28 protein-coding genes, 1 other RNA gene and 1 pseudogene are annotated in these 25940 nt (G+C 67.8%); 15 read left to right on the top strand and 15 right to left on the bottom strand.

Features of this window, described 5'->3' with window-relative positions:
- Positions 1-54: 54 nt before the first annotated feature.
- Positions 55-204 (top strand): annotated as a pseudogene (locus AC4IHM_RS23525) (GntR family transcriptional regulator); the annotation flags it as partial.
- Positions 181-657, top strand: coding sequence for an FCD domain-containing protein (locus AC4IHM_RS23520; protein WP_490870911.1), 477 nt, complete (start codon positions 181-183; stop codon positions 655-657). The pseudogene AC4IHM_RS23525 and the gene AC4IHM_RS23520, both read left to right, overlap by 24 nt.
- A gap of 124 nt (positions 658-781) precedes the next feature.
- Here the strand turns inward: AC4IHM_RS23520 and AC4IHM_RS23515 are convergent, their stop codons facing one another.
- The 12 genes from AC4IHM_RS23515 to AC4IHM_RS23460 all read right to left on the bottom strand — a co-directional run bounded on the left by AC4IHM_RS23515 (position 782) and on the right by AC4IHM_RS23460 (position 9636).
- A complete protein-coding gene (locus AC4IHM_RS23515) occupies positions 782-1150 on the bottom strand; it encodes a tyrosine-type recombinase/integrase (protein ID WP_490868990.1) in 369 nt (122 codons plus the stop codon).
- A 1-nt stretch (position 1151) separates the two neighbouring features.
- Entirely contained in the window at positions 1152-1565 is a 414-nt protein-coding gene (locus tag AC4IHM_RS23510; protein ID WP_490868989.1) for a hypothetical protein, read from the bottom strand.
- Positions 1504-2046 carry a hypothetical protein gene (locus AC4IHM_RS23505; protein ID WP_490868988.1) on the bottom strand — a complete coding sequence of 181 codons (543 nt, stop codon included), beginning with the start codon at positions 2044-2046 and terminating at the stop codon, positions 1504-1506. The genes AC4IHM_RS23510 and AC4IHM_RS23505 overlap by 62 nt, the downstream gene beginning before the upstream one ends.
- Before the next feature lie 127 nt (positions 2047-2173).
- Positions 2174-2374: a helix-turn-helix transcriptional regulator gene (locus AC4IHM_RS23500; RefSeq protein WP_490868987.1), complete on the bottom strand. Its 201-nt coding sequence runs from the start codon at positions 2372-2374 to the stop codon at positions 2174-2176.
- Between the two features lie 36 nt (positions 2375-2410).
- Positions 2411-3430: a transposase gene (locus tag AC4IHM_RS23495; protein WP_490868986.1), complete on the bottom strand. Its 1020-nt coding sequence runs from the start codon at positions 3428-3430 to the stop codon at positions 2411-2413.
- A gap of 573 nt (positions 3431-4003) precedes the next feature.
- Positions 4004-4198, bottom strand: coding sequence for a hypothetical protein (locus tag AC4IHM_RS23490; protein WP_490868985.1), 195 nt, complete (start codon positions 4196-4198; stop codon positions 4004-4006).
- Positions 4198-4635 carry a hypothetical protein gene (locus tag AC4IHM_RS23485; RefSeq protein ID WP_490868984.1) on the bottom strand — a complete coding sequence of 146 codons (438 nt, stop codon included), beginning with the start codon at positions 4633-4635 and terminating at the stop codon, positions 4198-4200. Before AC4IHM_RS23485 ends, AC4IHM_RS23490 begins: the two co-directional genes overlap by 1 nt.
- A gap of 109 nt (positions 4636-4744) precedes the next feature.
- Entirely contained in the window at positions 4745-5983 is a 1239-nt protein-coding gene (locus AC4IHM_RS23480) for a helix-turn-helix domain-containing protein (protein WP_490868983.1), read from the bottom strand.
- Positions 5984-6689: 706 nt separating this feature from the next.
- The gene (locus tag AC4IHM_RS23475) at positions 6690-6995 is read right to left on the bottom strand and encodes a PCC domain-containing protein (protein ID WP_490868982.1); all 306 of its coding nucleotides are present in this window, start codon (positions 6993-6995) and stop codon (positions 6690-6692) included.
- A gap of 33 nt (positions 6996-7028) precedes the next feature.
- Complete coding sequence (locus tag AC4IHM_RS23470) at positions 7029-8033, bottom strand: asparaginase (RefSeq protein WP_490868981.1); 1005 nt, start codon at positions 8031-8033, stop codon at positions 7029-7031.
- A 295-nt stretch (positions 8034-8328) separates the two neighbouring features.
- Entirely contained in the window at positions 8329-8790 is a 462-nt protein-coding gene (locus AC4IHM_RS23465) for a hypothetical protein (RefSeq protein ID WP_490868980.1), read from the bottom strand.
- A gap of 279 nt (positions 8791-9069) precedes the next feature.
- Positions 9070-9636: a helix-turn-helix domain-containing protein gene (locus tag AC4IHM_RS23460; protein ID WP_490868979.1), complete on the bottom strand. Its 567-nt coding sequence runs from the start codon at positions 9634-9636 to the stop codon at positions 9070-9072.
- 82 nt (positions 9637-9718) lie between these two features.
- Here AC4IHM_RS23460 and AC4IHM_RS23455 point away from each other — a divergent pair, with 82 nt between their 5' ends.
- The 13 genes from AC4IHM_RS23455 to AC4IHM_RS23395 all read left to right on the top strand — a co-directional run bounded on the left by AC4IHM_RS23455 (position 9719) and on the right by AC4IHM_RS23395 (position 23365).
- Positions 9719-10984, top strand: coding sequence for an IS701 family transposase (locus AC4IHM_RS23455; protein WP_490868978.1), 1266 nt, complete (start codon positions 9719-9721; stop codon positions 10982-10984).
- A gap of 569 nt (positions 10985-11553) precedes the next feature.
- The gene (locus tag AC4IHM_RS23450) at positions 11554-11970 is read left to right on the top strand and encodes a hypothetical protein (protein ID WP_490868977.1); all 417 of its coding nucleotides are present in this window, start codon (positions 11554-11556) and stop codon (positions 11968-11970) included.
- 83 nt (positions 11971-12053) lie between these two features.
- Positions 12054-12551: a hypothetical protein gene (locus tag AC4IHM_RS23445; protein ID WP_490868976.1), complete on the top strand. Its 498-nt coding sequence runs from the start codon at positions 12054-12056 to the stop codon at positions 12549-12551.
- Positions 12552-13427: 876 nt separating this feature from the next.
- The gene (locus AC4IHM_RS23440; RefSeq protein WP_490868975.1) at positions 13428-14090 is read left to right on the top strand and encodes a GNAT family N-acetyltransferase; all 663 of its coding nucleotides are present in this window, start codon (positions 13428-13430) and stop codon (positions 14088-14090) included.
- Positions 14091-14552: 462 nt separating this feature from the next.
- Positions 14553-15557 carry a UDP-glucuronic acid decarboxylase family protein gene (locus tag AC4IHM_RS23435; protein ID WP_490868974.1) on the top strand — a complete coding sequence of 335 codons (1005 nt, stop codon included), beginning with the start codon at positions 14553-14555 and terminating at the stop codon, positions 15555-15557.
- Between the two features lie 17 nt (positions 15558-15574).
- On the top strand, positions 15575-16267 hold the full coding sequence (locus AC4IHM_RS23430; RefSeq protein WP_490868973.1) for a phytanoyl-CoA dioxygenase family protein: 693 nt from the start codon (positions 15575-15577) through the stop codon (positions 16265-16267).
- The gene (locus AC4IHM_RS23425; RefSeq protein ID WP_490868972.1) at positions 16264-17307 is read left to right on the top strand and encodes a glycosyltransferase family 2 protein; all 1044 of its coding nucleotides are present in this window, start codon (positions 16264-16266) and stop codon (positions 17305-17307) included. The genes AC4IHM_RS23430 and AC4IHM_RS23425 overlap by 4 nt, the downstream gene beginning before the upstream one ends.
- Positions 17304-18359, top strand: a complete 1056-nt coding sequence (locus tag AC4IHM_RS23420; RefSeq protein ID WP_490868971.1) for a glycosyltransferase — start codon at positions 17304-17306, stop codon at positions 18357-18359. The genes AC4IHM_RS23425 and AC4IHM_RS23420 overlap by 4 nt, the downstream gene beginning before the upstream one ends.
- Positions 18356-19588 (top strand): polysaccharide pyruvyl transferase family protein, encoded by a 1233-nt coding sequence (locus tag AC4IHM_RS23415; RefSeq protein ID WP_490868970.1) that lies wholly within the window; start codon positions 18356-18358, stop codon positions 19586-19588. The genes AC4IHM_RS23420 and AC4IHM_RS23415 overlap by 4 nt, the downstream gene beginning before the upstream one ends.
- Before the next feature lie 107 nt (positions 19589-19695).
- Positions 19696-20718 (top strand): NAD-dependent epimerase/dehydratase family protein, encoded by a 1023-nt coding sequence (locus AC4IHM_RS23410; protein ID WP_490868969.1) that lies wholly within the window; start codon positions 19696-19698, stop codon positions 20716-20718.
- Positions 20715-21470 (top strand): HAD family hydrolase, encoded by a 756-nt coding sequence (locus tag AC4IHM_RS23405; protein WP_490868968.1) that lies wholly within the window; start codon positions 20715-20717, stop codon positions 21468-21470. Before AC4IHM_RS23410 ends, AC4IHM_RS23405 begins: the two co-directional genes overlap by 4 nt.
- A 66-nt stretch (positions 21471-21536) precedes the next feature.
- A complete protein-coding gene (locus AC4IHM_RS23400) occupies positions 21537-22364 on the top strand; it encodes a glycosyltransferase family 2 protein (protein ID WP_490870910.1) in 828 nt (275 codons plus the stop codon).
- Complete coding sequence (locus AC4IHM_RS23395; protein WP_490868967.1) at positions 22364-23365, top strand: glycosyltransferase; 1002 nt, start codon at positions 22364-22366, stop codon at positions 23363-23365. The genes AC4IHM_RS23400 and AC4IHM_RS23395 overlap by 1 nt, the downstream gene beginning before the upstream one ends.
- Before the next feature lie 10 nt (positions 23366-23375).
- Here AC4IHM_RS23395 and AC4IHM_RS23390 read toward each other — a convergent pair whose 3' ends face one another.
- The 3 genes from AC4IHM_RS23390 to rnpB all read right to left on the bottom strand — a co-directional run bounded on the left by AC4IHM_RS23390 (position 23376) and on the right by rnpB (position 25920).
- Complete coding sequence (locus AC4IHM_RS23390) at positions 23376-24206, bottom strand: RNA methyltransferase (RefSeq protein WP_490868966.1); 831 nt, start codon at positions 24204-24206, stop codon at positions 23376-23378.
- A gap of 307 nt (positions 24207-24513) precedes the next feature.
- The gene (locus AC4IHM_RS23385) at positions 24514-25080 is read right to left on the bottom strand and encodes an ATP-binding protein (RefSeq protein ID WP_490868965.1); all 567 of its coding nucleotides are present in this window, start codon (positions 25078-25080) and stop codon (positions 24514-24516) included.
- A gap of 439 nt (positions 25081-25519) precedes the next feature.
- Positions 25520-25920: RNase P RNA component class A (gene rnpB / locus AC4IHM_RS23380), an RNA gene on the bottom strand.
- Between the last annotated feature and the right edge of the window lie 20 nt (positions 25921-25940).

Genomic DNA, 25940 nt, shown 5'->3' with positions numbered 1-25940 from the left:
TCCCGCCCCCGGCGGGCGGCCGGAACGTCGGCCCGGCGCCGGTCGGAAGAGGTCTACTGGACGCTCCGCAAGGAGATCGTCGACGGTGTCCTGCGGCCCAACGCCCCGCTGGTGGAGGACGAGATAGCCACCCGCCTCGGCGTCTCGCGCACCCCGGTCCGCGAGAGCATGCAGCGGCTGATGGCAGACGGGCTGATCCGCTCGCAGCGTCGCCGGTGGGTGGTGCACGAGTACACACAGGAGGAAGTGGCCCAGCTCTACGAGGTGCGGGCCGGTCTGGAGGCGCAGGCGGCGCGGCTGGCCGCCCTGCGCGCCTCGGCCGAGGAACGCGAGGCGCTCGCACAGTGGCGCCCGCGGATGACGTCCCTGACCCCGGACGCCCTGTGCGACCGGGTCTCCACCAACGACGCCTTCCACGACGCCATCACCTCCGCGTCGGGCAACCCCCGCCTGCTGGAGATGATCCGCGCCAACCGCCTCTTCCACTTCAACAAACGCATCGCGTCCCTCTACAGCCCCGAGGAACTGGCCCTCTCCTCGCGACAGCACGGCGACCTCATCACCGCCGTGTACGAGGGTGACGCGGAACGCGCGTGGACGGCGGCCCGCGAACACACGGAGTTCTCCTTGGAGATCATCCTGCGCAAGCTGTTCTGATCCGAAACGAAGAGCGGCAGACGAGTCGGGCTGTACGCCGGGTTCTGTCCCGCTCAGGGAGCGATCGCGCCCTGACCTGCACATTTACGGGCATCCGGCGGCTGGTTTCGCCCTCTGGGACTTCTCAGGGACTTTCGGCCGAGCCCGTGAACCACGCCTCGATGGCGGACAGTCCCCGCGCGCCGGCCTGCGGCATGAAGTGCGTGTACGTCCGGAGCGTGAACGCCGGGTCGGAGTGCCCCGGCCACTTGGCGAGCGAGACGATCGACTCACCGGCTTCGAGCATCACTGAAGCGTACGTGTGGCGCAAGACGTGGAAGCCGTGCTCGCGGCTCGGCTCCCACACGCGCGACGGCTTCCCGCCCGGCTGACGCTCGGGCAGCGGCGGGATGACGCCCGCTTCGGCGAGCGCGGGCTTCCATGCCTTGGTGTTCCAGGTGGTGCGGTTGATCGCGCCGCGCCACCCGGTATACACGAGCAGCGGGGCAGTCACCTTACGCCTGTCCTCTCGGGCGAGGTCGGGCTCCTCGGGATCCAGCCACGGGAGGGTGACGTTCGATCGGTTCGAAGCGTTCCTGGTGGGTGAGGAGCCGCTTCGCGAGCACTTTCGGCAGAGGCACGTCCCGCTCTTTGCCGCCTTTGGGCGGGCCGAAGTACAGCTGCGACTTGTACGTGAGGATCTGCCGCTCTATGCGCACGAAGTCCCCATGGATATCACCCGGGCTGAAGCCGAACACCTCACCCTGTCGAAGTCCGCACCCGACGCCGAGGTCGAGCATGATCCGATAGCGGTCGGCCAGTGCCTCCCGTACAGCGTCGACACGATCCTGCTCCCAGGCGCGAGCCTTACGCTCCGGCTTCTTCGGCGGCTTGATCGAGCTGTTGCCCTTGCACGGGTTGCGGTACAACCGCTTGTCCTCGACCGCGGCCTGCATGATCGCCTTGAGGTACAACCCAGGCGACATAGGCCGTGCTCGACGCCAGCGCCCTCTGCACGTCGGCCGACCACTTTCGCAGCTCCGCGACGCCGATGTCCCTGAGCACCAGATCTCCGAGCTGCGGCAGCACCTGCCCCCAGATCCGGTGCCTCATGCTTTCCAGCGTCTGAGCCGGATGCACCTTGGACGGCCACCAGTGCTTCTCGACATATTCACGAAGGCTGATCGCACCGTCTCGCGCGTCGACGAAATCCCCTCGACGTGTGCCGGTCTGTGCCTCGGCCAGCCACGCCTTGGCGTCCGCGACCGTGTCGAATGAACGGTCACGGACGCCCGGTATATTCTTCACGCGGTAGCGCGTGCACTTGCCCCACAGCGCTGTGCGTTCGCGCTTGCCCGTCTCCTTGTTCGGTCGCTTCTTGAGCCACCGGTCCTCGATGTAACCCGCCATAATCGTCTTACTCTCGGCCTCGCCTTGCTTTTCTCGGCGCGATCTGCGTCGCGATCAGACACACAGACGATCTCCGCGTGCATGAAATTCCGAGTGCTACTGAACTCCTCAGACCCGTTTTCCCAGGTCAGGCAGCCCGGCGACGCTCACGCTGCCGCGGGGCCTTGTTCAGCGGGTTGAGGGCCGGGTTCGAACGCGAGTCCGCCTGCTGCTGTTCACTGAGCCACGCATCGAGCAGATCCCGGCGGTACATGGCCCTTCCGCCAGGCCCCGTCCTGAAGCTGGGCGGCCCTTGCCGACGGTGGCGCCAGACGTAGAGGGTGTTCACCGAGATACCCAGGTCATGTCCCGCGGGGTGGTGTAGTCACGGCAGCTGTTTCGATTCCGGTTGTGGGGTGATCTGCGGTTCGGGTTCGGTTGGCTTGGTGGTGAAGAGTTCGGCCATGGAGGCTTCGGAGAGGTAGCGGCGGTCGAAGACCTGCCACTCGTCGTGGAGTTCAGCCAGGACCGCGGCGGCGAGCCGGTCCAGGGCGGCGGAGTTGGGAAAGACCTGGACGACGTTGGCCCGCCGTTTGATCTCCCGGTTCAGCCGTTCCAGCGGGTTGGCCGACCAGATCTTCTTCCAGTGCGCGGTCGGGAAGTCGGCGAACGCGGTGATGTCTGTTGCCGCGTCCAGCAGCATCGTCTTGACCTTTGGGAACTGTCGTCCGAGCATGTCGGCGACCACGTTCGGCTGGGTGCGCACCTGCTCGCCGGTGGTCTGCGCGAAGATGGTGCGGATGGTGGCGGCGACCATCTCCCCGGATCCCCTCTCGGTCACCGAGAACACGTCCCGGACGAAGTGAACCCGGCACCTTTGCCAGGCCGCGCCGAGGAAGACGCAGGGGAAGACGGTGTGGTCCAGCGGCCGTTCCTTGAACGCAGTCAGTTCCTCGTCCAGTTCGCCGCAGATGCGGGAGACCTCGGACTCGGAGATGCCGCTGTCCGCGCCGAGTGCTTTGACCAGGTCGTCGACCGAGCGGGTCGAGACACCGTGCACGTATGCCTCCATCACCACGGCGAACAGCGCCCGGTCGATCCGTCGCCGGCGTTCCGGCAGCGACGGGAAGAATGATCCGCTGCGCACCTTCGGGATCTTCAGGTCCAGGTCGCCGGCCTGCGTGGTCAGCAGGCGTTCGCGGTGGCCGTTGCGCCAGGTGGTGCGCGTCTCGGAGTGCTCGCGCGGTGCGGCACCGATCACCTCGGTGGCCTCGGCCTCGATCAGTTCTTGCAGTTCTTGCAGTTCTTGCAGGATGCGCCGGCACACCACCCTGACTGCTTCAACTCCATCGGCCCGACGTAGTGACTCCAGCAGCCGCATCAGCTCAGACTGGGACAAGGCCATCGCGTGCTCCTTCGGTCGAACTGCCCGTTCACCAAGGAGACTTGCGCGATGACCTGCCCTTGCTCAGGGAGCACGCACCGCCAGCGGATGTACGCCCCGGGCAGACACCCGCGCGTTCCGGGACCACGCCCGGCTACACCACTTCAAGGGACGCGATCTTCGTCGAGCCACACGCCCACCACATCCGACCGGGCGGCTGCCACCGCCAGCAGCTGGGTGCGTGACGTTCGCAGTGCCCAATGCGTGGCCGTGGCCCGCAGCAGTTGCCGTGCCGTTCTCCAGCGACCGGCCTGCAACTCAACCAGGGCCACGCCCAGGTCGTCGTCGTGGCCGACGGGGTGATAGACGAGGCGCGTCAGAGTCCCCGGCCGTGAACGGGACGGTGGCGGAACGCGAGTTCGAGGCCGCTCGTCCGGCGTGTTCGAACTGTGCGAGGTGGCGTCGTGCGCTCTGGGTTGAACGTCAATGTCATCGGGGGCCTCGGGCGAGTTGGGGGGTGGGGCCGCGAAGTTGGGGGGTGCACCGCCGCTGGGAGGCGCAGCGGTGCCCGAGTCGGGCATCGGGTCGGGCTGCCTAGAAGCGGATCTGGCCGATCATGTCCGCGATGCTGGTCATAAACCGGTTGATGCTCGGGGCCATCGACGTGCCCGACAGGAAGAACCCGAAGAGCGCGCAGACAATCGCGGGTCCGGGTTTCACGGACTTGCTGCGGATCAGAACGCCCACGACGATGCCGAGCAACAGCACGAACGAGATGCTCAGAGCCATCAGGAGGCCGCTTCCTCCGCAGACCCCTGCCCCTCCCTGCGAGCCTGGCTCAGCGCGCGGCGCAGAGCATCGGCCCGGGTCAGCGATCGCGGGGCTTGGGGGAAGACGTGCCAGTGCATCCCCGGAGGCGTCGTGCTCTCGGCGGACGGCACGACGACGTGGCACTTCTGCCCCAGGGCAACGGTCCCCGGTTCCTCCCAGCGGGCCGCGGTACCCACCGGCACCAGGAAGTACAGCCGGGGCTCCGGACCCTCGTGGTCCAGGATCACCGGGCCGACCGGTTCGTCGCCCTCGCCGAGGATCTCGATCGCGCGCCGACCCACGGCCTCCACGGCGCGTACGGCATCCCACCACTCGCCTGCCGAGCACAGCTCCGGCTCCTCGCCGATGGGCATCCAGCGCGGGACCGCGCGAGCTGCGGGATTGTCGTCGGACATGGAAAAGGCCTCCTCACCACTGCGTGTGAGGAGACCATTCCATTCAGCAAGCCATTGTGCGCGGACAGACTGTCCGTGGGGTTCGCTCACCAAAGCCCTTGACACAAACTCAGGTTGCGCTAAGTCCCGTCCAACTGCCGAACGCAGAAAGCTCGTTGGAAGGATGGGCGTCCATCCTGAGCAGCGCCGCAGCCGTCTCGCGAACGGACGGGTGGAACCGCGTGTGGTTCGGCGCGACCTTCCGCGCGCGCTTGAGATCCGCGAAGGCACCGGGCCGATCGCCCACAGCGAGCTTCGCGGAGGCCACGTCGATGAAGTGGTGGCTCGACCGCTCGCCGACGGTCGTACTGGGCGGCGCCCACTCGCCGCCGGAAACGGGAGACCATTCGGTGAGGCGGGCGAGAGCCTGCTCGGTGTCACCCATGTCGATCACCGCGTGCACCTCGTGGATGCGGATGTTCGTCGGGCCGAACGACATCTCGTAGGCAAGGGAGTCGCGGTTGCCTGCCATGCCCGCGACCTGCTCCGCCTCCCGCAGGTACGCGTCGGCGCGATCGGAGTTGTTCTCACGGGCTTCGAGAACGGCCAGCTTCAGCAGCAGCGCACCGTCGACGGCAAGCGCGTCCTGCGTGAAGGAGCGTTCCGGCTGGAACCACTCCAGCTCGGTCCGCAGCGCGAGGAGCTTACGACGTGCCGGCGAGTACGCGCCCTGGCGGAGCATCGCTCCCGCGACGAGGTAACCGGCCGTGAACTGCATCAGGGGGTCGCCAGAGCGGTCGGCCGCCCAACGGACGCGTTCCAACGCCGTGTTCGACAGGTCGTGGTGACCCATCTTGTGGGCCAGAGAGTTCACGGCACGATAGGCGCGCGCCAGGTGCCAGAACGCCTTGCTCTGGTCGCCGTTGCCGCCGCCAAGGGCTACGTGCGTCAACTCGGTGATGATCGGCGGCAGCAGGGGACCCATCGGCGCGTAGCGGGCGTCACGGCGCAGGGCCGCCACCTGGTCGACTTCCGAGGCGAGTACGGGAAGTGCACGGGGTGCGATCTCCAGGTCGTCGGGGCTGTCGTAGCAGAGCAGGAGGCGGCGCAGTTCAGGGATGACGGCGTGGACGCCGTCTTCGGCTTCCGGCTCACCGTAGTAGGGCTGGCCGGTCAGGACCTCGGGGCCGAAGCGCAGCGCCTTCGCGAGTGCCAGCGTCAGCGACGGTGAAGCCTTTCGCGCACCGGACTCCAGCTTCTGCACGTAGCTCGGGGAGACTGCGACCTTCTGTGCCAGTTGAGCGGCAGACAGCTTCCGTGTCCTGCGTGCTGTACGGAGACGATCTCCCAGCGTCAGGTTTTCACTCATCGGTGGATCTGTCCCTTCGCGATGGAGCACTCGCCTCAGGGTACGGAGAACGCCCCAACTCGCGCCCCTGGTCACCAAGTGTTAACGGAGCTGGCAGCGGGGTGCCCATGGGGTGAAGCCCCTTGGTATCGCTCCCGAGACTCCCAGCACAATTTGAGGAACTTACGTAAACGTGGGCAATGAGGAGGAAAGTGGTCCAGATTTGAGTGCCATTGCGACTCGGTCGTCAAGGGCTGGGGAGCAATTGCTTACAGACAGATTGTCCGCGCCTCTCTTCGACTGCTGCGATCAACAAGCCGTATCCCGTTACGGACAGTGGTCACTCATTTCGCGCGACGGGACTACCTGAGCGTGTTGCCTCATTCTCTCGTGAAGTACGGCACCCGTGCTATCTCGTGCGAGGAAGGAGGCGAGAGTGGCTGAGACTGGATGCCGGTACGCCACGCGTCTCCACAGCGCCGACTCCGCACTGAGCGCTACCTCGGCGGGTCCGTGCGCGTGCTCGTCGCCGTGCACGATCACGACCTTGTCGTTCCACGAGGGCATCACTCCGGAGGGCCGAAAGTGAGCAGTGGCACGTCGTACAGTTCAGGCTTTCGAGGCCGTGTCATGGCCGGTGACATCACTTCCACGACAAAGAGCTCGCTGAGAAACTGGACCTTGGCGCCCAGGAGGTGACTGGTACGGCCGTCGGCCGACTGTGCCTTCAGCCCGGCGGAGACGTGGATGTGCGGCAGGATGCCTCCCGTCTCCGGATCATGGGCGATTGTTCCAGCACCGAAGGCTTCGGCGTTGGTGACAACGTCTTGGCCCAGACCGGGGCGTCCGGGTCTTCGAGTTTCTCGCAGGCGCCGACGATCTCGGCTTCGGCGAACGCACCGATGAACGAGGGAATGTAGCCCTGCCGCACTCCTTGGTCACGGTAGAACGCGGAGAGCGCGTCGAAAGAGTCCTCGCCGTGGTCGAAGGTGACGCCGAACGTCCGGCCGGTGGTCAGTTCATGGGCACGCATGCGGGTCCTCTCGGGCGTGGCTGACGTGCGGGATCAGCGCGCGAAAACGGCGAACTTCTCAGCGATGCTCTCGCGAACCGTGTCCTGGGCGAGCAACGCCTGGAGCAGGAGGCGTGCCTGGTACGGGCCGAGGTCGCCGGCCGGGATGAGCCCTCGGCTGATCAAGTCCTTCTCCGATCCGGGGAAACCGTACGTTCCGTTCAGGACCGGACCGTTGCCGATGCGCGAAGCGAGGACCACGGGAATGCGTACGGCGAGCCGTTCGAGACCCTCGACGAGTCGCTGTGGGACGTGTCCCACGCCGAAGGCAGCGACGACGAGCCCGTCGCACTGGCCGGACCAGGCTTCGAGCAGCGTGCCGTCGTCGCCGAGGCTGACCATGTAAAGGCCCACGCGTGTGTCATGGACGGCCGGTGCCAGGGGAACGAATCGATCGGGCAGCGGGGAGGTCAGCCGTACCCGGTCTTCCGCGATCCGGCCGATAGGTCCGGCGCCGGGTGACGCGAAGGCGGCAGGGCTGGTGGTGTGGGACTTACGGACATGCCGTGCCGCGTGGATCTCGTCATTCAGGACGACCAGCACCCCGGCTCCGCGCAGCTGCGGGTCGGCTGCCGCGACAACGGCCGCGTACAGGTTGGCCGGTCCGTCAGGGCCGGCCATGGTGGGGTTGCGCATGGCACCGGTAACGACGACCGGCTGGTTGTGACCGTGGCGGAGGTCGAGGAAGAACGCCGTCTCCTCAATGGTGTCGGTGCCCTGTGTGATCACGATCCCGTCGACGTCGTCGCCGTCGCCGTCGAGGACCTTGTCGATCTCAGTGCCGAGCTCCGTGAGGTCGTCGAAGGTGAGCGAGGCACCGGGCACCCGGCGGAAGTCGTGCACGCGCAGGTCGATGCCGTGAACATCCAGGCCAGGGACAGCCGCCAGAAGGTCATGGGCGGAGAGAGCCGGCACGACTCCCCCGGTCGCCGGGTCGGTGGTCATGGCGATGGTGCCGCCGAGAGAGTAGACAGCCACCGTTCGTGTCACGCCTGCCATCGCCCCACCTTCCGATCCACGCAGCCTGGTTGGATCTCGTCCTCGGAGATCTTTCCGTGCAGGCTATCGAGTCGCTCCCACAGGGGCACCGGCCTCGGACCGCAACTCGGCCGCCACCTACGCGCAGGCCCGGTCCAAGGCATCAAGGCTGAGATGGCGGCTTCGTGGCCGGGCGAGGCCGGTGGTTCCCACAGCGGCAAGCTGTCCGCAGCGGTGAGTCAACCAAGCTCGGTCAAGGCCGAGATAGTCCGAGGTCGCCGCCAAGCACTCCCCGGAGGTCGATCCCATCGTGACGCTATGTGCTCGCGCATGCCCGGATGCCCGCGAAGGCCCGCAGGGAACGCGCCCCGGAAGTCAGAGCGGTCTGGGGCGCGGATTCAGCGCGTACCCAGGTCGCTACGGCGGCCCGGTGACCATGAACGAGCGCGAAGCCCTCTGTCTGCTGGAGGTCCGCCTCGTCGGTCACCCAGGTCGTGATGCCGTACGACTCCATCGGCGCGATCGCGAGGAACAGCAACACGCGCTCGTACATGGGCGAGGCGGCGACCTCTTGGTGGGGAACGCAGAATGCTCGTCCAACGCCGTCGTGTGCTCGCGCGGGAGCCATCAACTCAAGACAGCGGTGCTTGTGCTCGAAGAGCAGCCAGGTCGCGGCTTCCTCCCCTCGCTGTTCGCGGGTCCAGAAGACCGGATCGCCGGCCGGCTGGTCGCGCTGGTCGAGGATGAACCGGGCGCATGCCCGCGAGCCGACAAGCATCTGGGAGCCGCGGTGAGGCCGTCGAGAGTGACCGGCTGACGGCCTACTCCTGACAAGTCCTGTGATGGAAGGTCCAGTTCTCCGTAAAGCGCCGCGTCGTCGCCAACGATGGCGGAGTCGAACCCTGCCGCAGCCCAGAGGATCCCCAAGGTGAAGTAGTCGAACTCGTAGGCCATGGGAATGGCGAAGGGGCTTCCGGCGCGTCACGGACGCCCCCACGCGCGTCCGTGACGAAGTACCGCTCTGTCCCGTCTCCGCTGTGGTGCACGGCGAGCAGGGCTATGAGCGGCATCCGACTCCATGCCTCGGGCCTCCCCGCTCGACGCGAGAAGCAGAGCCTCGCCCTGTAAGGAGGCGACTGGCCCCGTCAGCGTGGGAAGCGCCGTAGGCGGCAGGTTCCGCCCGGCGGGCAGCAGGAGCTGCCCGTGTCCGTAAGGAAGCGTCAGGTGGTTGCCCAAGCTGTCCGCCATAGACGACGGTCGGTCGAACGTCGGGTAACGGTCCCAGGAGGCCGTCAGGCACTCCAAGGGCCTCGCTCCACTGTGCGAGCTGGCGACGGTCGCGGATCTTCTTCCGGCCGCACTCCAGCCGGCTCACTTCGGCTTGGTCGATGTTGACGAGCCGGGCGACCTCTGCCTGTGAGAGGCCGGTGTGTTGCCGGAAGAGCCGCACGACCACACCGAGTTCCCAGGCACGGATCGCTGCCACGACTGCGGGTTCCACCCGGAACTCACGTCCGACTCGGGGTGCTGCACCCCCCTGGCAGGGCCCACACCGCGGTCCTACGTTGAATCGGCTGAGCGTCGCACGGCACACCGAACAGTGCCGTTCCACCCCGCGAGCCATCCCGGTCTCACCCCTAGTAGTGCTTGGTCACGTGCGGTTCGTGGTGGCGTGTCTTCTTGATCGGTCGTGTCGTTGACCGGGTGTGCTGGGTGGGGAGTTGGCTGTGGTCCGGTGTGATCTGGAGGACTTCGCGGCGGAGATGTTCGAGCCGTTCGCGCGGGCGGATCAGCGACGATGGGGCGGGGTCTATCTGCGGGGTCTGCTGCTGGACGGCGGGCGTAAGTCGGTGGAGCCGATGGCCGCCCGCCTGGGCGAGGACGGGAACCGGCAGGCCCTGGCCCACTTCGTCACTTCCAGCCCGTGGGATGCGGCGCATGTGCGGGCCCGGTTGGCCTGGCGCATGCAGCCGGTCATCAAGCCGACCGCGCTGATCATCGATGACACCGGGTTCCTCAAGGACGGGGATGCGTCCGCGTGCGTGACCCGGCAGTACACCGGCACGGCGGGCAAAGTCACCAACTGCCAGGCCGGCGTCTCTCTGCACCTGGCTTCCAACGGTGCCTCGGCGGCGGTGAACTGGCGTCTGTTCCTGCCCGGGAGCTGGGATCCCGCCTCGCCGAAGGCAGATCCGGCCAAAGTGGCCCGCCGTGCCAGATGCGCCATTCCTGCCGAGGTGGGGCATGTCGAGAAGTGGCAGCTGGCTCTCGACATGATCGACGAGACGCGGTCCTGGGGCATCGAAGTACCCCAGGTCATCGCCGACGGCGGCTACGGGGACACCGCCGCCTTCCGGCTCGGATTGGAAGAACGCGGTCTCGACTACGTGGTGGGCATCTCGACCACGACCACCGCACAACCCGAACATGCACAGCCGTGCACCCCGGCCTACTCCGGCCTGGGCCGACGGCCGGTCCCGGCCTACCCCGAGCCCGCGCAGACCGTGAAGAGCCTGGTCATCGCGGCCGGGAAACGCGCCACGCGGCCGGTGCAGTGGCGGGAGGGATCGAGGCCGGGGAGTGGCCGCAGCGGACACAAACGCATGTACTCGCGCTTCGTGGCCCTGCGGGTCCGGCCCGCCGGACGTGAGATCCGCAAGGCCACGGCCGGCACCGGGCTCCCGGTCCGCTGGCTGCTGGCCGAATGGCCCGCCGACCAGGACGAGCCCGTGCAGTTCTGGCTGTCCAGCCTGCCCGAGACCACCTCCCTGCCCGTCCTCGTGCGCACCGCGAAACTCCGCTGGCGCATCGAGAACGACTACCGCGAGATGAAGCAGACCCTGGGCCTGGCCCACTTCGAAGGCCGAACCTGGCCAGGCTGGCACCACCACGTCACTCTCGTCTCGGTCGCCCATGCCTTCTGCACTCTGCAGCGACTGAGCCGATCCCCAAAAGAGACGGCGTCGGCCTGAGCCTCTACCAAGTCGTCCGCGAGCTGCAGTTACTCCTCGCGATCTGGACCGGCGCCTGCCCCACCTGTCACCGCGACATGCCAGACCCCGCACCAACATGACCAAGCACTACTAGGTGATCAGGCGTATCCCCCAGCTGCCGAACTTTTCACAGGACTACTTTGCCGCGCCGGCCGATCACCCAAACACGGCAGCGGAAGCTCGGTAGCAAGGTGGCCGGTCCCTTGAAAGCCCTTCTTCGGGTTCCTGAACCGACCCCTCAACTGCAATACGAATTCGCACAGTTGGCTCGCCGCCCGTAGCACAACATGCTGATCCGTCAACTCTCCTCGCACCGGAAACCTGCGGACAACCTGTCCGCTCACGATGTGTGCGAACTGGAAGGGTCTTCACCACGAGATGCCGGCCATCCGAGCGCCCCCGACCAGATCGGTCGGCGCAGCCGCGCGGGGCCCGCCGAGTCTCCGCGATCAACTGCACGGCGGGTGCCAACCGGCCTTGGGAGTCAGTCCCGAGGGATTCCCGGCACACGTTCCAAGACCACTTCCGCCAGACGAGAGGAGTTCAGCGTGACCGCTGTCCAGACCCCCGAGAGGACCGAGCTGGGCAAGTTCTTCCAGGTCTCGGTCCGGCAGTTCGACGCCGGCCAGGTCGCGCCCGAGATGTTCTCGGCCGCCATCGACGCCGAGTGGCACCAGCTCCTGGACAAGCCCGAGTACGGGGAGTTCTGCGCGCAGAGCGCCGGCCGACTGATCAAGCACGTGGAGAACACCGGCTACGGCCGCATCTCCTGGGTCGACGCCTACGTGGAGATGTTCGACCCGCTGCCCGAGGTGTGGTTCACCGGCGCGGACGGGGTGCTCGACGAGCGGGCCATGGCGCGCTATCGCGAGACCGGCGCGATGTGGGCGGAGTGGGACTGCAGCCCCATCCCGGGCGACGGCGGGGACGTCGCACCGAAGATCTCGGCACTCGCGGCCGGATGACAACCAGCCCTCTGACCGGAGCATCCTGGTCCCGTGCCAGGGCGCTCCGCCTGGTCGAGGCACGTACCATGGCTCCGCGGACGGTGGACATCGCGGGCTACATCGACCGTGTGTCCGCGCACTGCCCCTACCTCGCACCTTCCCTTCGACACGGTCTGACGGCCTGGACGGTGTACGAGATCGCAAGCAACGATCCCGAGTCCATGGAAGCTGGTCTGTTCCATGCGGGAGTGCAGGCCGCGGAGTGGGTTCGTCCACTCGCGGCTCGCCCGAGAGGCGCTCTCGTCTGTGAGAACGTCGTCATCCTGGGGGACGTCCAAGGAGTCGAACACCGTGAGTTGATGGCGTGGCCGCGCTGGGCACCGAAGAACCTGTACAGCCCTGTCGGTGTCATGTTCGGGAAGTTCCAGGGAGGCGAGCAGCGGCTCGACAGATCAAGCCGCTGCTCGCCTCCCCCGTGTTCGTTCCTCCCTGTTCGCCCCGCCGTGAGAGCCCGCGACCCTCAGTTCCTGAAGGACACCCCTGATCTCGCGGATGCCCTCTCGGTCGCGGTAGACGATGGGAGCGATGTCCTCGAGTGAATCCCACACGATTGGCAGGCGGTAAAGGCATGGTCGCGTTCCCTCCCTGTCCCCCCGAAGCCCTCGCAGCCGCGGAAGCCGCCTGCGGCGGCACTGTCGACCTGAAGGAGCTGGCCAACCGGCGTGGCTCCGCGGTCTGGAAGGCCGCCGGCCCCGAGGGTACGGTCGCGGTGAAAATCGGATACGACGACGGTGTGGCCGCCACACTGCGAGAGGCAACCACCCTGGTGGCCATGGGCGTTGCCGAATACGAGGCGGTCTCCGGTTCGTACGACGGCGGCTCGTGGCTCGTCACGCCCTGGTTCACCGGCCCCTCCACCTGGGCGGTCTTCACCCCCGCTCGCGAGGGCACGGACGGACGTGGGACCGCACTCCGAGGTGGCGCTGACCTGCGCCGGTCAGTCGCCGACCTGCACGCCTCCGGATGGATCCACGCCGACCTCCAGCCTTCCCACGGCATCCACACCCCGGCGGGCGCCCGCCTGATCGACTTCGCCTGGTCCTGGCGTGAGGGCGAGGAGCCGGTCAGCGGCTTCAGCGGTGGCATCGTGCATCTCATGGCGCCCGAACTGGCTGCCGCCGTCGCACGCGGAGACGGTCCGGTGACGCCGACGCGCGCCAGCGACATGTACGCCCTCGCCGGTGTCCTGTGGACGTGCGCCTCGGGGGCTGGCCGCTCGACTACAAGGCAGCGGGTATCGACCGGAAGGCCGCGGGCCCGGACGGGGTTCGAGACGCGATCGCCCCTGGCCGTCTGCCGTTCGCACCGGCTGTGTGGCCCGAGCTCCAGGACGCCTTCTGCCCCGCGCTCGCTGCCGTGCCCGAGGACAGGCCCACGGCCGGCGAGCCGGCGGAGCTCCTGCTCAAGGTTGAGCCGTGATCTCGCTCCGAGAGGTGGCCCTGACCGACGCACCCGCGGTCCGCCGCATCTACAGCGCCGCTTCCGTGAGGTACCTGCCGCGAGCGCCCCTGACCGCTGAGAGCGCTGTGGCTTGGGTGACCGATCGCATCGCCGAGAGTCGTACGACGCCACGGAAGCTGTACTGCTTCGGCATCGAACACGCTGACGACCTGGTCGGCGTGATCAAGCTACGTCCCGCTCGTACCTCGGCGGCGCTCAGCTGCATCCTTCGAGACGACGCATGGGGTCACGGGTACGTCACCGGGTCGGTGGCGCTCGTACTCGGCTTCGCCTCCACCACGCTCGGCCTGGCCTCCGTTGACGCCAAGCGCCGCCCCGACAACCACGCTTCCGAGCGGGTGCTGATCAAGTCCGGATTCACCCGCACCGGCCGCTCCGCGGAGGCCATCACGTACATGAGGGACCTCGCCCCCGGGGGCCAGGAGCACGGTCCGCATGCGCGAACGACTGTCGGGCGGGGCGACGACAGCACGCTCATAAACACTCATAAGCAGAAGGGCTGTTCACCGTCGTTGTGGAGTGCGGGCCGACCGCGCTTGCTCCGCATCTCGCGGTGGCTCCCCATGGAGGTGAAGCCGTGCGTAGGCAAGGGACCACGTCTGGCAAGGGCCAGATGATGACCTTGACGCTCAACACCAGGCAGTCCACAAGGACGCCTCGGCTCCGGTGCTCCCTGGCGGCCGAACCGGTCGCTGCCGGCGTGGCACGCCGCATCGTCCACCGCTGCTTCAGCGGCTGGCCGGGCCCGTATGCCGTCAAGGACGACGGCCTGGTCACAGACCGAACTCGTCGCCGACGCCGATAGAACCACAGGGGGCTCCGGCGCGACGGGGTGAAGCCTGGTCGGCCGATGACGATGCCGTCGTCGAAGTGATTGATCAGGCTGTCGCCGAACCCCGCTGAGGGACAACGGCGAAATCTCCGAGACCAACCGAAGCCTGCTCCTGGTCGCGCTCACCGGGCACTGCGGCTGCACGCCGGCCCTGCCGAACGCCGCTGAGCTCGTCGCACTTCTCGCCACACCTGCTGTGTGGCACAGCCATGCCAACTTTCGTTCACATTGTGAGGAATGAGGCACTATGAGTACCACTTTACGGAGGCGCGGTCCGGACTCGAACCGGGCCCCCTTCCGCCGTGTGGTCGTCACCGGCGGTTGTGGATTCGTCGGTTCACACCTGTGCGATCTGCTGCTCGACAGCGGTGTCGAGGTGGTGTGCGTGGACAACCTCCTTACGGGCACGGAGGACAACGTCGTGCACCGTCAGCCGGACGACCGGTTCAAGTTGATGGTCCACGACGTCACCGACCCGATCCCGATACCCGGGGAAGTCGATCTCGTACTCCACCTAGCCTCGCCGGCCTCTCCGCAGGACTACCTGCGTCTGCCGGTCCAGACGCTTCAGGCCGGTTCCCTGGGAACCTTCAGCGCCCTGGAGTTGGCCAGAGAGAAGAAGGCCCGCTTCGTGCTCGCCTCCACCTCCGAGGTGTACGGCGACCCGCTGGAGCACCCTCAGCGGGAGTCCTACTGGGGCAACGTCAACCCGGTGGGGCCGCGCAGCGTGTACGACGAGGCGAAGAGGTTCGCGGAGGCGGCGACCACCGCCTACCGAACCGAGCACGGTGTCGACACCGCGATCGTGCGGATCTTCAACACGTTCGGGCCGCGGATGCGCGCGGAGGACGGGCGAGCGGTACCGAACTTCATCCGCCAGGCGCTGGCGGGTGAGCCACTGACCGTCACCGGCGACGGCTCGCAGACGCGGTCCCTGTGCTACGTCGGCGACACGGTCAGGGGCATCCTCGCCGTCGCCGCGGGCAGCCACCCCGGCCCCGTCAACCTGGGCAATCCCGCCGAGACCACGGTCTTGGAACTCGCACACCTGGTGCGTGAACTGACTGGGTCCGCCGCGCCCGTCGAGTTCGTCGACCGCCCGGTCGACGACCCGGAGCGCCGCAGACCCGACATCGCCCTCGCCTGGGAGCAGTTCGGCTGGAAGCCGGAGACCGATCCCCGTAAGGGCCTGAGCACCACCATCGACTGGTTCGCCGCGCAGCTCAACGACACCGCAGTGAGGGAACGATGACGCGACACGCACCACGAATGACGGAGTCCGCCGAGGCCCTGTCGCACAGGCAGCAGCTCGGCGACGGGTTTCTCCAGGACTTCCGCGCGGACGGCTACGCGGTCTTATCCCAGAAGATCGCGGGAGAGTCCCTCGAAGCCCTCCACACAGAGGCTGATGCCCTGATCCGGCGCTTCACGCAGGACGGGTTCCGCTCGGACGACTACTGGCACTTCACCCCCGCGGGCACGGACGCGCCCGTTCTCTACCGCATCCACAACCTGGAGAACCAGGGCTCCCCGGCGGCGACACGCCTCTACGCCGACGACAGCCCTCTGCACCCGATGGCCGTCGCGATCCTCGGCGGGCCCGTACGCGCCACCGCCTGCGCAATGATCGTCAAACTGCCGGGAGTGGCCGCTCAGGTGCCCTGGCACCGAGACCGGACCAATGTTCCTCCGCACACCGTGTGCAACCTGAGCGTCTTCCTCGATGACTCCGACGTGGGTAACGGATGCCTTGAGTTCGTTCCAGGCTCCCACCTGGCGTCCGATGCGGAGGAGGCCGAGGCGCTCCAGGCGCGGGGCCCTGTCCGCGCTCTCCCGCTCTCGGCCGGTGACGTCGCCGTACACGACGTACGCATCGCCCACGCCTCGCGCCGCAACACCTCTCCGAGGATCCGGCGCAGCATCGTCGTCGAGTTCGCCCCCGCTGAGCTGGAGTTGCCGTGACCTTCCTCAACCCCATTGGCGAGAGTCCCAGGGTGCGGGTGGCCACCATCACGGTGGGCACCAACGAGTCCCGCTGGCTGGAGCCTTGCTTTGCCACGCTCCTGGACAGCGACGTGCCCGGGGTCGACCTGACGGTCTGGTACGTCGACAACGACTCCCACGACGGCAGCACGGCCTTCGTCCGGGACCGTTTTCCCGAGGTGCGGGTCATCCAGAACGAGAGCAACGTCGGCTTCTCCCGTGCCAACAACATCGGCATGCGCGCGGCCCTCGCCGACGGCGCCGAATACGTCTTCCTCGTCAACCCGGACACCCAGACTCCGAAGTCGCTGATGCACGAGCTGGTCGAGTTCATGGAGACCTGGACCGACTACGGCGTGGTCGGCCCCATGCAGTACGGGTACGACGAGTCGGGCAGCACCGCTTTGGGCGCGTACAACGACTGGTCGAAGTCCGCTCTGCGCTGGGGCGAGCAGCATGCCTTCGCCGGCGACTGGCCGACCCACCCCTCGCCGGCCGGCCCACCCGAAGGCCGGGCCCCGAACACCCTGGAGCACGCGTACGTCCAGGGCGCCGCTTTCTTCGTACGCGCCAAGCTGCTGCGCACCGTTGGACTCTTCGACGAGGTCTTCCACACGTACTTCGAGGAGACCGACCTGTGCCGCCGCGCCCGCTGGGCCGGATGGCGCGTCGCGCTCCTGCTCAACGTCGGCATACAGCACTTCGGCGGTGGAGGAACGGCTGGCAGCAGCTACCGGCGCATCCAGATGCGCCGCAACCGCTACTACTACCTCCTCACCGACATCGACTGGCGCCCGCTGCCCGTGCTGCGACTGGCAACCCGGTGGCTGAGGGACGATCTGCGCGGACGGGGCGTGGGCGGAGTGACCACCTGGTGGCGCGGGACCTGGGAAACCGCGAAAGCCGTGTGCTGGCTCGTGCGCCTCGCACCTCTGATCCGGGCCCGGAGACGTGCACACCGCCAGCTCGCCCTGCGGACGGACAGTCGTGCGCGACTGCGGGCAAGGAGCGCGCGATGACCAGACCCCGGATTCTGTTCGCCGGCGTCTTCCACTGGAACGCGGGCTCCAGCCACATGATCGCCGAGTACGCCAGGGCTGCCTCGGCATCCGGATGCGAGGTCGGTGTCTCGAGCCAACTGTCGCGCCTGGACGGCACGGTGAACGGCCACCTGCCGCTCGTGGACGACATCACCTGGGCCACCCATCTCGTCCTCGTCTTCGAGAGCAGGCAGTTCCTCTCGACCCAGCAGCGTGAACTCTGCGAGGCCGTGCCGCGGCAGCGGCGCATCATCGTGGATCCCGATAGTCACTGGGGCCCGTACGTCACCGCCGGCGTGGACGACAACGCGGGTGCGGACACTGTCGAGTCCTGGCACAAGCTGTATGCCGACCTGAGCGATCTGGTCCTTCAGCCGCGTATGAACGAACACCTCCCCGACGGGGCGGAGTTCTTCAGCTACTTCGGAATGCCGGACATCCACCGGCTCGCCAGTGACTTCCCGGACCCGCAGGCACTGCCGTACGAGCTGCAGTACGTCGGCGCGAACTGGTGGCGCTGGAACGAGATGACCAGCCTCATCCGGGCCGCAGCCGCCGCTCGGCCGCCGATCCAACGCATCCGCGTGTGCGGACGCTGGTGGACCGGCGCCCCGCACCCCGACCACGTGACCGCCACCGCCAACGTGTCCGGCTGGATGCAGGATCACCGTGTCGAGGTGGCGCCACCCGTTCCGTTCGGGCACATGGTCTCCACCATGTCCCAGGCGGCGATCACGCCGGTGCTGGCCCGTCCGCTGCTCTCGCGGATGGAGCTGCTGACCCCCCGCATGTTCGAAACCCTCGCCTCGGGCAGCATCCCCGCGCTCTGGCCGGACCTGGGCTACCTGTCCGCACTCTACGGCGACGACGTGGAGCTCTTCCTGCTCGACGACGATCCCGCCGACAGCCTCGCCCGGATGATCCGCGAGCCGATCCGGTACCGCGAGCGGCTGGCGACCATCCAGCGCCGAGTACACGAACGCTTCAACTACCGCGCGGTTCTGGCGGAACTCATCCGGTTCACCCGATGATCCCCGAGAGGTCTGCTGTGTCCAACGTCCTGATCACCGGCATCACCAGCTGTGAGAGTCGCGGCGTCGAGGCCCTGGCCCGCTCCATCATCGAGCAGCTGAACACCGAAGGCCCCGGGGGAGGCGACAACGTCACCGTCCTCACCCAGACCCCGGTGCTCGACGCGGAAGCCCTCGCCCCCACCGGCGCCCGTTGCGTGGCCGACCCGTTCGTCGTCTCCCGCTCCTGGCAGCAGATGCGCCCCCAGGAGAGCCCCGCCGAACTGGCCGAACGCCGCGAACAGCTCCTCGCCCAAACCGATCTGGTCATCGCGACCGGGGGCGACCTGCACACCTCGGACTACGGGGTCTCCACGCCGTACCTCCGCGCCCTCACCGCCGCGCAACAGCGGGACATCCCGACGGTCATGATCGGCCAGTCCGTCGGCCCCTTCAATGACCTGTCCGATGCCGAGGCATGGCTCATGGTCGCCGCCCGGTGCGCTCTCCTCACCGTCAGGGAGAGCGTCTCCCTCGACTACCTCGTGGGCAAGCTCGGCCTTCCCGAACACCGTGTGCGACTGTCCTCCGACCCCGCCTTCCTGCTGCCGACAGCCGCTAACGAGCGAATAGCGGTCGTGCTCAGACCGCTGGGACTCGCCCGCGAAGACCCCTACCTCTGCCTCGCCCCCAGCCAGGGCATCACCCGCTTCAGCACCCTGGAGGAGTCCCAGCATGCGGCAGCGCTGACGCAACTCGCCACCTCCCTCGTCCGCACCCGGAAGGTGCCGGTCGTCCTCGTCCCGCACTGCCACGACTCCCGCCCGCACAACGACGACCGGATCCTCGCCACCCGTATCGCCGAAGCCGCCGGCCTGCCCGAGGTCATGGCGCTGCCGGGCGCGCTGACGGCATCCGACTACAAGGGCGTGCTGTCACAGGCCGAACTCGTCATCTCCGAGCGCCTGCACGCCGCGATCGGCGCACTGTCCGGCGGCGCCCCGGCAATTGCGATCGGCCACTCGCACAAGTTCAACGGGGTGCTCGCCGAAACCTACGGCGACACGGTCGACATCGACGGCATCCACGCGGATGTCCGCGCTTTCGCCCAGGACACCACGGTCATCGGCCGGCTCGTCAACGACACCGACGCGACCGCTCTGCGCACCACCCTGCGGCAGCAGCTCCCGCTGATCACGGACCGCACCCGCAGCGACTTCGCTCAGATCAACGAGCTCCTCGGCGCCTGAACCACCAGTCGCAGAGGCAGTCGCCTGCCCGCACCGCATCGCGCACGACCCGCTGCGGCCCAGTCCGGGGCCGCAGCGGGACCCACTCACGTCAAGGGAGACACGCCATGCCCACACATCTGGTGACCGGCGGCGCCGGCTTCATCGGGTCCCACCTTGCCGCGTCCTTGATCGAGCGCGGCGACGACGTTGTCGTCCTGGACAACCTCGACGGCGGCAAGACCGAGAACGTGCCCGCCGACGCGACCCTCGTCGTCGGCTCGGTCACCGATCAAGCCACGGTCGCCGAACTCTGCGCCTCGTACCGCTTCGACGGGGTCTACCACCTGGCCGCCTTCGCCGCCGAAGGCATCAGCCACGCCGTCAAGCACCACAACTACTCCGTCAACCTGCTCGGCAGCATCAACCTGATCAACGCCTCGCTGGCCGCCAAGGTCAGGTTCTTCGGCTTCGCGTCGTCGGTCGCCGTGTACGGCCACGGGCACGTCCCCATGCGCGAAGACGAGCGGCCCGTCCCCGCCGACAGCTATGGCAACGCGAAACTCGCTGTGGAGCGCGAACTCGCCGTCACCATGCAGCTTCAGGGTCTGCCGTACTTCGCTCTGCGCATGCACAACGTCTACGGCGAGCGGCAGAACATGGGCGACCCGTACCGCAACGCCGTCGCCATCTTCCTCAACCAGATCATGCGCGACGAGCCGATCAGCGTATACGGAGACGGCAGCCAGATCCGCGCCTTCACCTACGCCCCGGACATCGTCGGCACCTTCCTCGCCGCCGCCGACCAGCCGGCCGCCTGGGGCCAGGTCTTCAACGTCGGCTCGTCGCACACCAGCACCGTGCTGGACATGGCGCACGCCGTGCGCACCGCCATGGGCGTACCCGACCACCCGCTCAAGCACCTGGCGGCCCGCGACGAGGTCCACGCCGCGTACACCGACAACAGGCTCGCCCGTATGACGCTCGGCGACTGGGCCGACACCCCGCTCGCCGAATGCCTGCGACGCACCGCGGCCTGGGCCCGTGAACACGGCCCCGTGGAACCCGCGACCTCCCTCAGCATCGAGAACGACACCGCGGACAAGCCCGAGTGGTTCACCTGGGCCGCCGGACGGGCGGCCACGTCATGACGGGCCGCACCCTGGCCATCGACGTCGGCGGCGTCCTCTACTACGACGAGCCCTTCGACCTCGCCTGGCTCCAAGGCGTCTGGGAGCTCACGCGCGCGGACGATCCCACCTTCACCGTGGACGCCTTCCGCCAGGCCATGCGCGACTTCTACCAGGGCCGCGCGCCCGGATCACCCCCGCCCAGCCTGTTCCCGCCCAACGGCACGAAGAGCTGGCAGGACGTCCGCGAACGCTGGACCTCGTTAGTCCAGCCCATTCCTGGAGCCGTTGACGCTCTCAGCCACCTCGCCGAAGAGTACGAGGTGTGCATCGTCGCCAACCAGCCCTCGGAATGCCTCGCGGCCCTGCGTGCCCTCGGAATCGAGCAGCAAGTCCAACTCGTCGCGCTCGACTCCCTCGTCGGCTTCGCCAAACCCGACCCCCGCCTCTTCGAGTGGGCCCTGGACCGGCTGAGCTGGAAGCCGGAACACACCATGGTCATCGGCGACCGGTCCGACCACGACGCCGCTCCGGCACTCGCTCTCGGCTGCTCGGCGGCGATCGTCAACGTCGACACCGGCTGGAGCGTGCCAGCTGGGGTCGCTCCCGAGATCGTGACCGCCTACCGCGGGCTGAAAGTCCACCGCGGCCACACCACCGAGGGAGGCACGGGGCACTGGGCCATCGCCGCCCTCGGAGACCTGGCCGATGTGCTGCGGACCATCAGCCGCGAAGAGCGCAGCCCACGCCCCAGCCAGGAGGTGCGCCCGTGACCTTCGGCGCCGACCTGCCTCTCACCATCGTCATCTGCAGCAACCGCCCCGACAGCCTGCCGGCAGCTGTCGCCCGCACGGCCCCGACCATGGGCCCCAGGGACCGCCTCCTGGTCATCGCGGACATGCCCGCCCAGCGCCTGCCCGCGCTGCCCACAGAACGTCTCGCCGCCTCCGTCCCGCATCCGCACCATCTGCAACGAGGGGAACCAGGGGCTCGCCCACAGCCGCAACAAGGCCATGAAGGAGGCCACGGCGCAGCACGTCGTCTTCCTAGACGACGACATCGTCCCCACCACCGAGGCGTTGACTCGAATACGCGAGGCTCTGGCAGCCGGCGCACACGTCACCGGGACGAGGATCACCGCCCACCTTCAAGGGCGCCGCCGCCCGTGGTTCCTCACCTCGGGACAGCTGCACTACCTCGGCTCCCATGCGCCGGCCCAGCCGGCGTCGATCTGGGGCGGCAGTTTCGCCATCGACGTTGAGCACGCCCGCTTGCTCGGAGTCGGCTTCGACGAGCGCCTCGGCCGTATCGGCGGCTCCCTCATCTCCGCCGAGGACACCACCTTCGTGCGGGACATGACCGCGCGCGGTGCCACCGCGACGATCCTGCACGACGCCGAGGTGCAACACCTGATCCCCGCCCACCGGCTCACCCTTTCCTACCTGCTACGCCGCGCCTTCTGGCAGGGCCGCAGCGAAGCACGGCGTAGCGACGCGCGGCGAGGCATGACCAAGGAATGGAACCGCAACCGCTCGGGAGACGGCGCGCGTGCGGTGCGGGCCGCCCTCGCTCTGCTCTACACCGCCAGCGTTCTTCTCGGAGTTTGCCGGGAGGCCATCGCACGGAGCCGGACCAGCGCCGCCGACGCCGAGCCCAGGAGCGGCTGATGAAGGTAGCCATGGTCATTCCGCCGTACCGGTACGGTGCCGACCCCAGCCAGTGGATCACTGTGCCACCCCAGGGCTACGGTGGCATCCAGTGGGTCGTCGCCACGCTCATGGACGGACTGCTGGAGGCCGGGTGCGAGATCCTGCTCCTCGGAGTTCCAGGAAGCCCGGTCCGGGAGGGCGTCACCGTATCCGCCGCAATGGAGACGGCTGAGATCCACGCCGCCATCAAAGCCTTCGGCCCGGACATCGTCCACGACCATTCGAACACCGCCGCGCTGCCAGCCGACACCGCCAAGCCAACGGTGAGCACGCATCACCTGAACGGGGTGCCGGAGCGCCAGATCAATGGCATATACCTCTCCCGCGCGCAACGCACTGCCGCGGGGTCGGTCTCCGCCCCGGTGATCCGGCTACCGGTCAACCCCGCACGCTGTCAGTTCCAGGAGACGAAGGACGACTATCTCCTCTTCCTCGGCCGGGTCTCCGCGCACAAGGGCGTACGCGAGGCAGCGGCGTTCGCACACGCCGCCGGCGTGCCGCTGACGGTCGCCGGACCGGCCTGGGAGAAGGACTACCTGGACACTCTGCTGGCCGACTTCCCGCACACCGTCCGCTATGTGGGCGAAGTCGGTGGCAGAGCCCGTACCCGACTGATCGCACACGCCCGAGCGCAGCTCGTACTGTCCCAGCCGTGGGGAGGACCGTTCGGCGGACGATGGATCGAGCCCGGCGCCACCGTGGTCTCGGAGGCCGCCGCCAGCGGCACCCCGGTGATCGCCACGGACAACGGATGCCTGCCGGAGATCGTCCCCGGCGTCGGAACGGTGCTGCCGATCGGGTGGAAGATCACACCCGGCGACGCGAAGGGGGTGCTGGCGTCGCTGCCCACGGCCCAGGGCGTGCGGGAGACAGCGGTCGACCGATGGGGCCACCACACCATCGCCCGCCAGTACCTGGCGGTCTACAAAAGAGCGGTCAGCGGCGAGGTCTGGACGTGACCTCGGAAGGTCACGCCGTGCGCTGCTTCGCCAGACGCTGACGGCGCGCTTCGTAGAGAACGACAGAGGCGGCGTTCGACGCGTTCAGGGAGCTGGCCGAGCCCGTCATCGGAATGCTGATCACGTGGTCACAGAGCTCTCGCCAGGCGGTGCTGAGGCCGGCGGTCTCATTGCCGATGAGCAGTAGAACCGGTTGGGTCAGATCGAATTCCGAGACCTCGGCATCGCCGTCCTCGTCCGTGCCGACGACGGCAACCGGCCGCCCCTGAGCGCGCTCCTTCTCCAGCCACTCCATGACCTCGTGGTGCGACTGGCTCCGCACCACGGGCACGGCGAAGAACGATCCCGTGGAGGCACGTACCGACTTGGGGTCGTACGGGTCCGCCGCATGCCCCGTCACGATGAGCCCGTCGGCGCCGAAGGCGTCGGCCGATCGCACGATGCTTCCGATGTTGCCGGGCTGCGTCGGCCGGTCGAAGACCAGACCGAGGAAGTCGTCGCGAACCTTGATCCGCGACAGGCTGTCCGGCGCCATCTCGACCACTGCCAGGACTTCCGCCGCCCCGTCGGCCTTCTCACTCAGCTCACTGAGCAACTGCGGCGCCATCGCCACGCGCTCGGCGCCGACACCGCGCATAAGATCCTCGGCCCATCGGGAGAGCGGGCGGCTGGCGTCGTAGAGCAGGGACCGAATGGTCCAGCCGTACTCCACGGCCATCGTGATCGGCCGCACACCCTGAACGAGGAACTCCTTGGCACGCCCTCGCTTGGTGCGGTTGTTGAGCAACGTCTGCAGCTGCTGGAAACGGGCATTGCGGGTCGTGATCCGCTGCACTGCCACCCGTCCTCCAAGCCGAAGATGATCGTTGCGAACCCCGTTGTCCCAGGCGGAACACAGCACCGGGCACCCAGCAGGTTACACGGACTGGATCGTGACTGTACGTGTCCAACCGTTGTGCAGGCGTCTCGGCTTCGGGCGGCAGCGCCCACGAGGTCGCCCTGTTGGCGACAGCTACGACCTCGCCAGGAACGACCAGCTGACTTCCAACGACTCCTCTACGACCGGACCATCCCTCAACCCGCGTGAAGTTCGGCCACAAGCCGTTCCGTCCCAAGGCCGCCGGGGACGGCCGCTTTGGATCACAGTCTCAGGCAGCCTGATGTCGCTTCCCAGCAGTTGCTGCGCCGAACGACGACCGCGAGTCGGCCGGCAAGGCCCTACGAGCGTCACACTCGGTTCGTCGGACGGCAGCGTCACCCGCGTGGGGTGACGGCGGTTCATCCGCACGGTAGTCGCCCGTGCCCTCGGCCCAGGGCTCCGACGTGATCTCGAACCAGGTCGTCTTGCCCGAGGGTTCCGGCTGCATCCCCCAATCGACCGCCAAGGCGCTCACGAGCAGGAGGCCGCGACCGTTCTCGTCGTTCGGCCCTGCCTCAACACTTCTTGGCAACGATGCATCCGTGTCCGTGACTTCGACGCGAAGCCGCTCGTCGGCCCGCGTCACGGAGACGTCGCACGGAGCGTCTGTGTAAAGGACAGCGTTGGCGATCACCTCGCCAGCCAGCAACTCGACGGTCTCCAGTGTCTGGTCCGACAGCGGAAGCCCCAGATCCAGGGCCAGCGAAACAACTTGGCGGCGTGCGGCCGGGACAGCGTCGACAGCAGCCGCAACCGTGAATCCGTATGTCGGACGTTCGGGACTGCGACGCGCCATGACGACAACCTCACCTGGTAGTGGCCTAAATGACAAGGAAGCCTTCCACCCGACAAGGGCTGCGGGAGGACAGTCTGTCTGTAGGCACGCCCGACAAGACGCCTTGATGCTTTGGCGTGTTGTGGTACACGGGTCGGTTTCTCGAGGCCGCGAACACCGAAAACGCACGTCGCGTAGACCGTACCCCTCCGCACCTCGCGTCAGACCACCCTGCTGCGGTTACGGCAGTTGCAATCCGCGGGGGCAGATGTACAGCGTCGTGTCCCATCGATCGAGCCAGCTCAGAGGCCTCGCCCGCCCCTCCGCTCCAGGGACTTCAGCGCTGCCCGAGGGACTTCCGAGGGACTTTTCGCGGCCTAACGCGGCAAGCCCCTGAAAGACCGGAAAGGGCCTCCGACGCAGGTCAGAGGCCCTTCCCAGGCAAAGCCGCAGGTGGCGGCAGACGAGTCGGGCTGTACGCCGGGTTCTGTCACCCGGTCGCCTCGCGGCGGCCGGGGAGACGGCCATCCATCTAGGACCAACGTTGCCGTTGGCCTCGTGCGGTCTACCCGCGGACTCGGGCGGGCAGCCCTCGAACGTCCGCGCAGAGACACCGGGTGTCTCCTCTTGACCTTGCTCCGGGTGGGGTTTACCCAGCTGCCCAGGTCGCCCTGGGCACTGGTGGTCTCTTACACCACCGTTTCACCCTTACCGGGGACCGAGGTCCCCGGCGGTCTGCTTTCTGTGGCACTGTCCCGCGGGTCACCCCGGGTGGCCGTTAGCCATCACCCTGCCCTGTGGAGCCCGGACGTTCCTCGGGAAGTCCCGTGAGGGACTCCACGCGGCCGTCCGCCCGGCTCGTCTGCCGTGTCGACCATGGT

This window comes from Streptomyces sp. SL06 (assembly GCF_058244745.1).
This window is presented reverse-complemented; position numbering and strand designations above follow the sequence as displayed.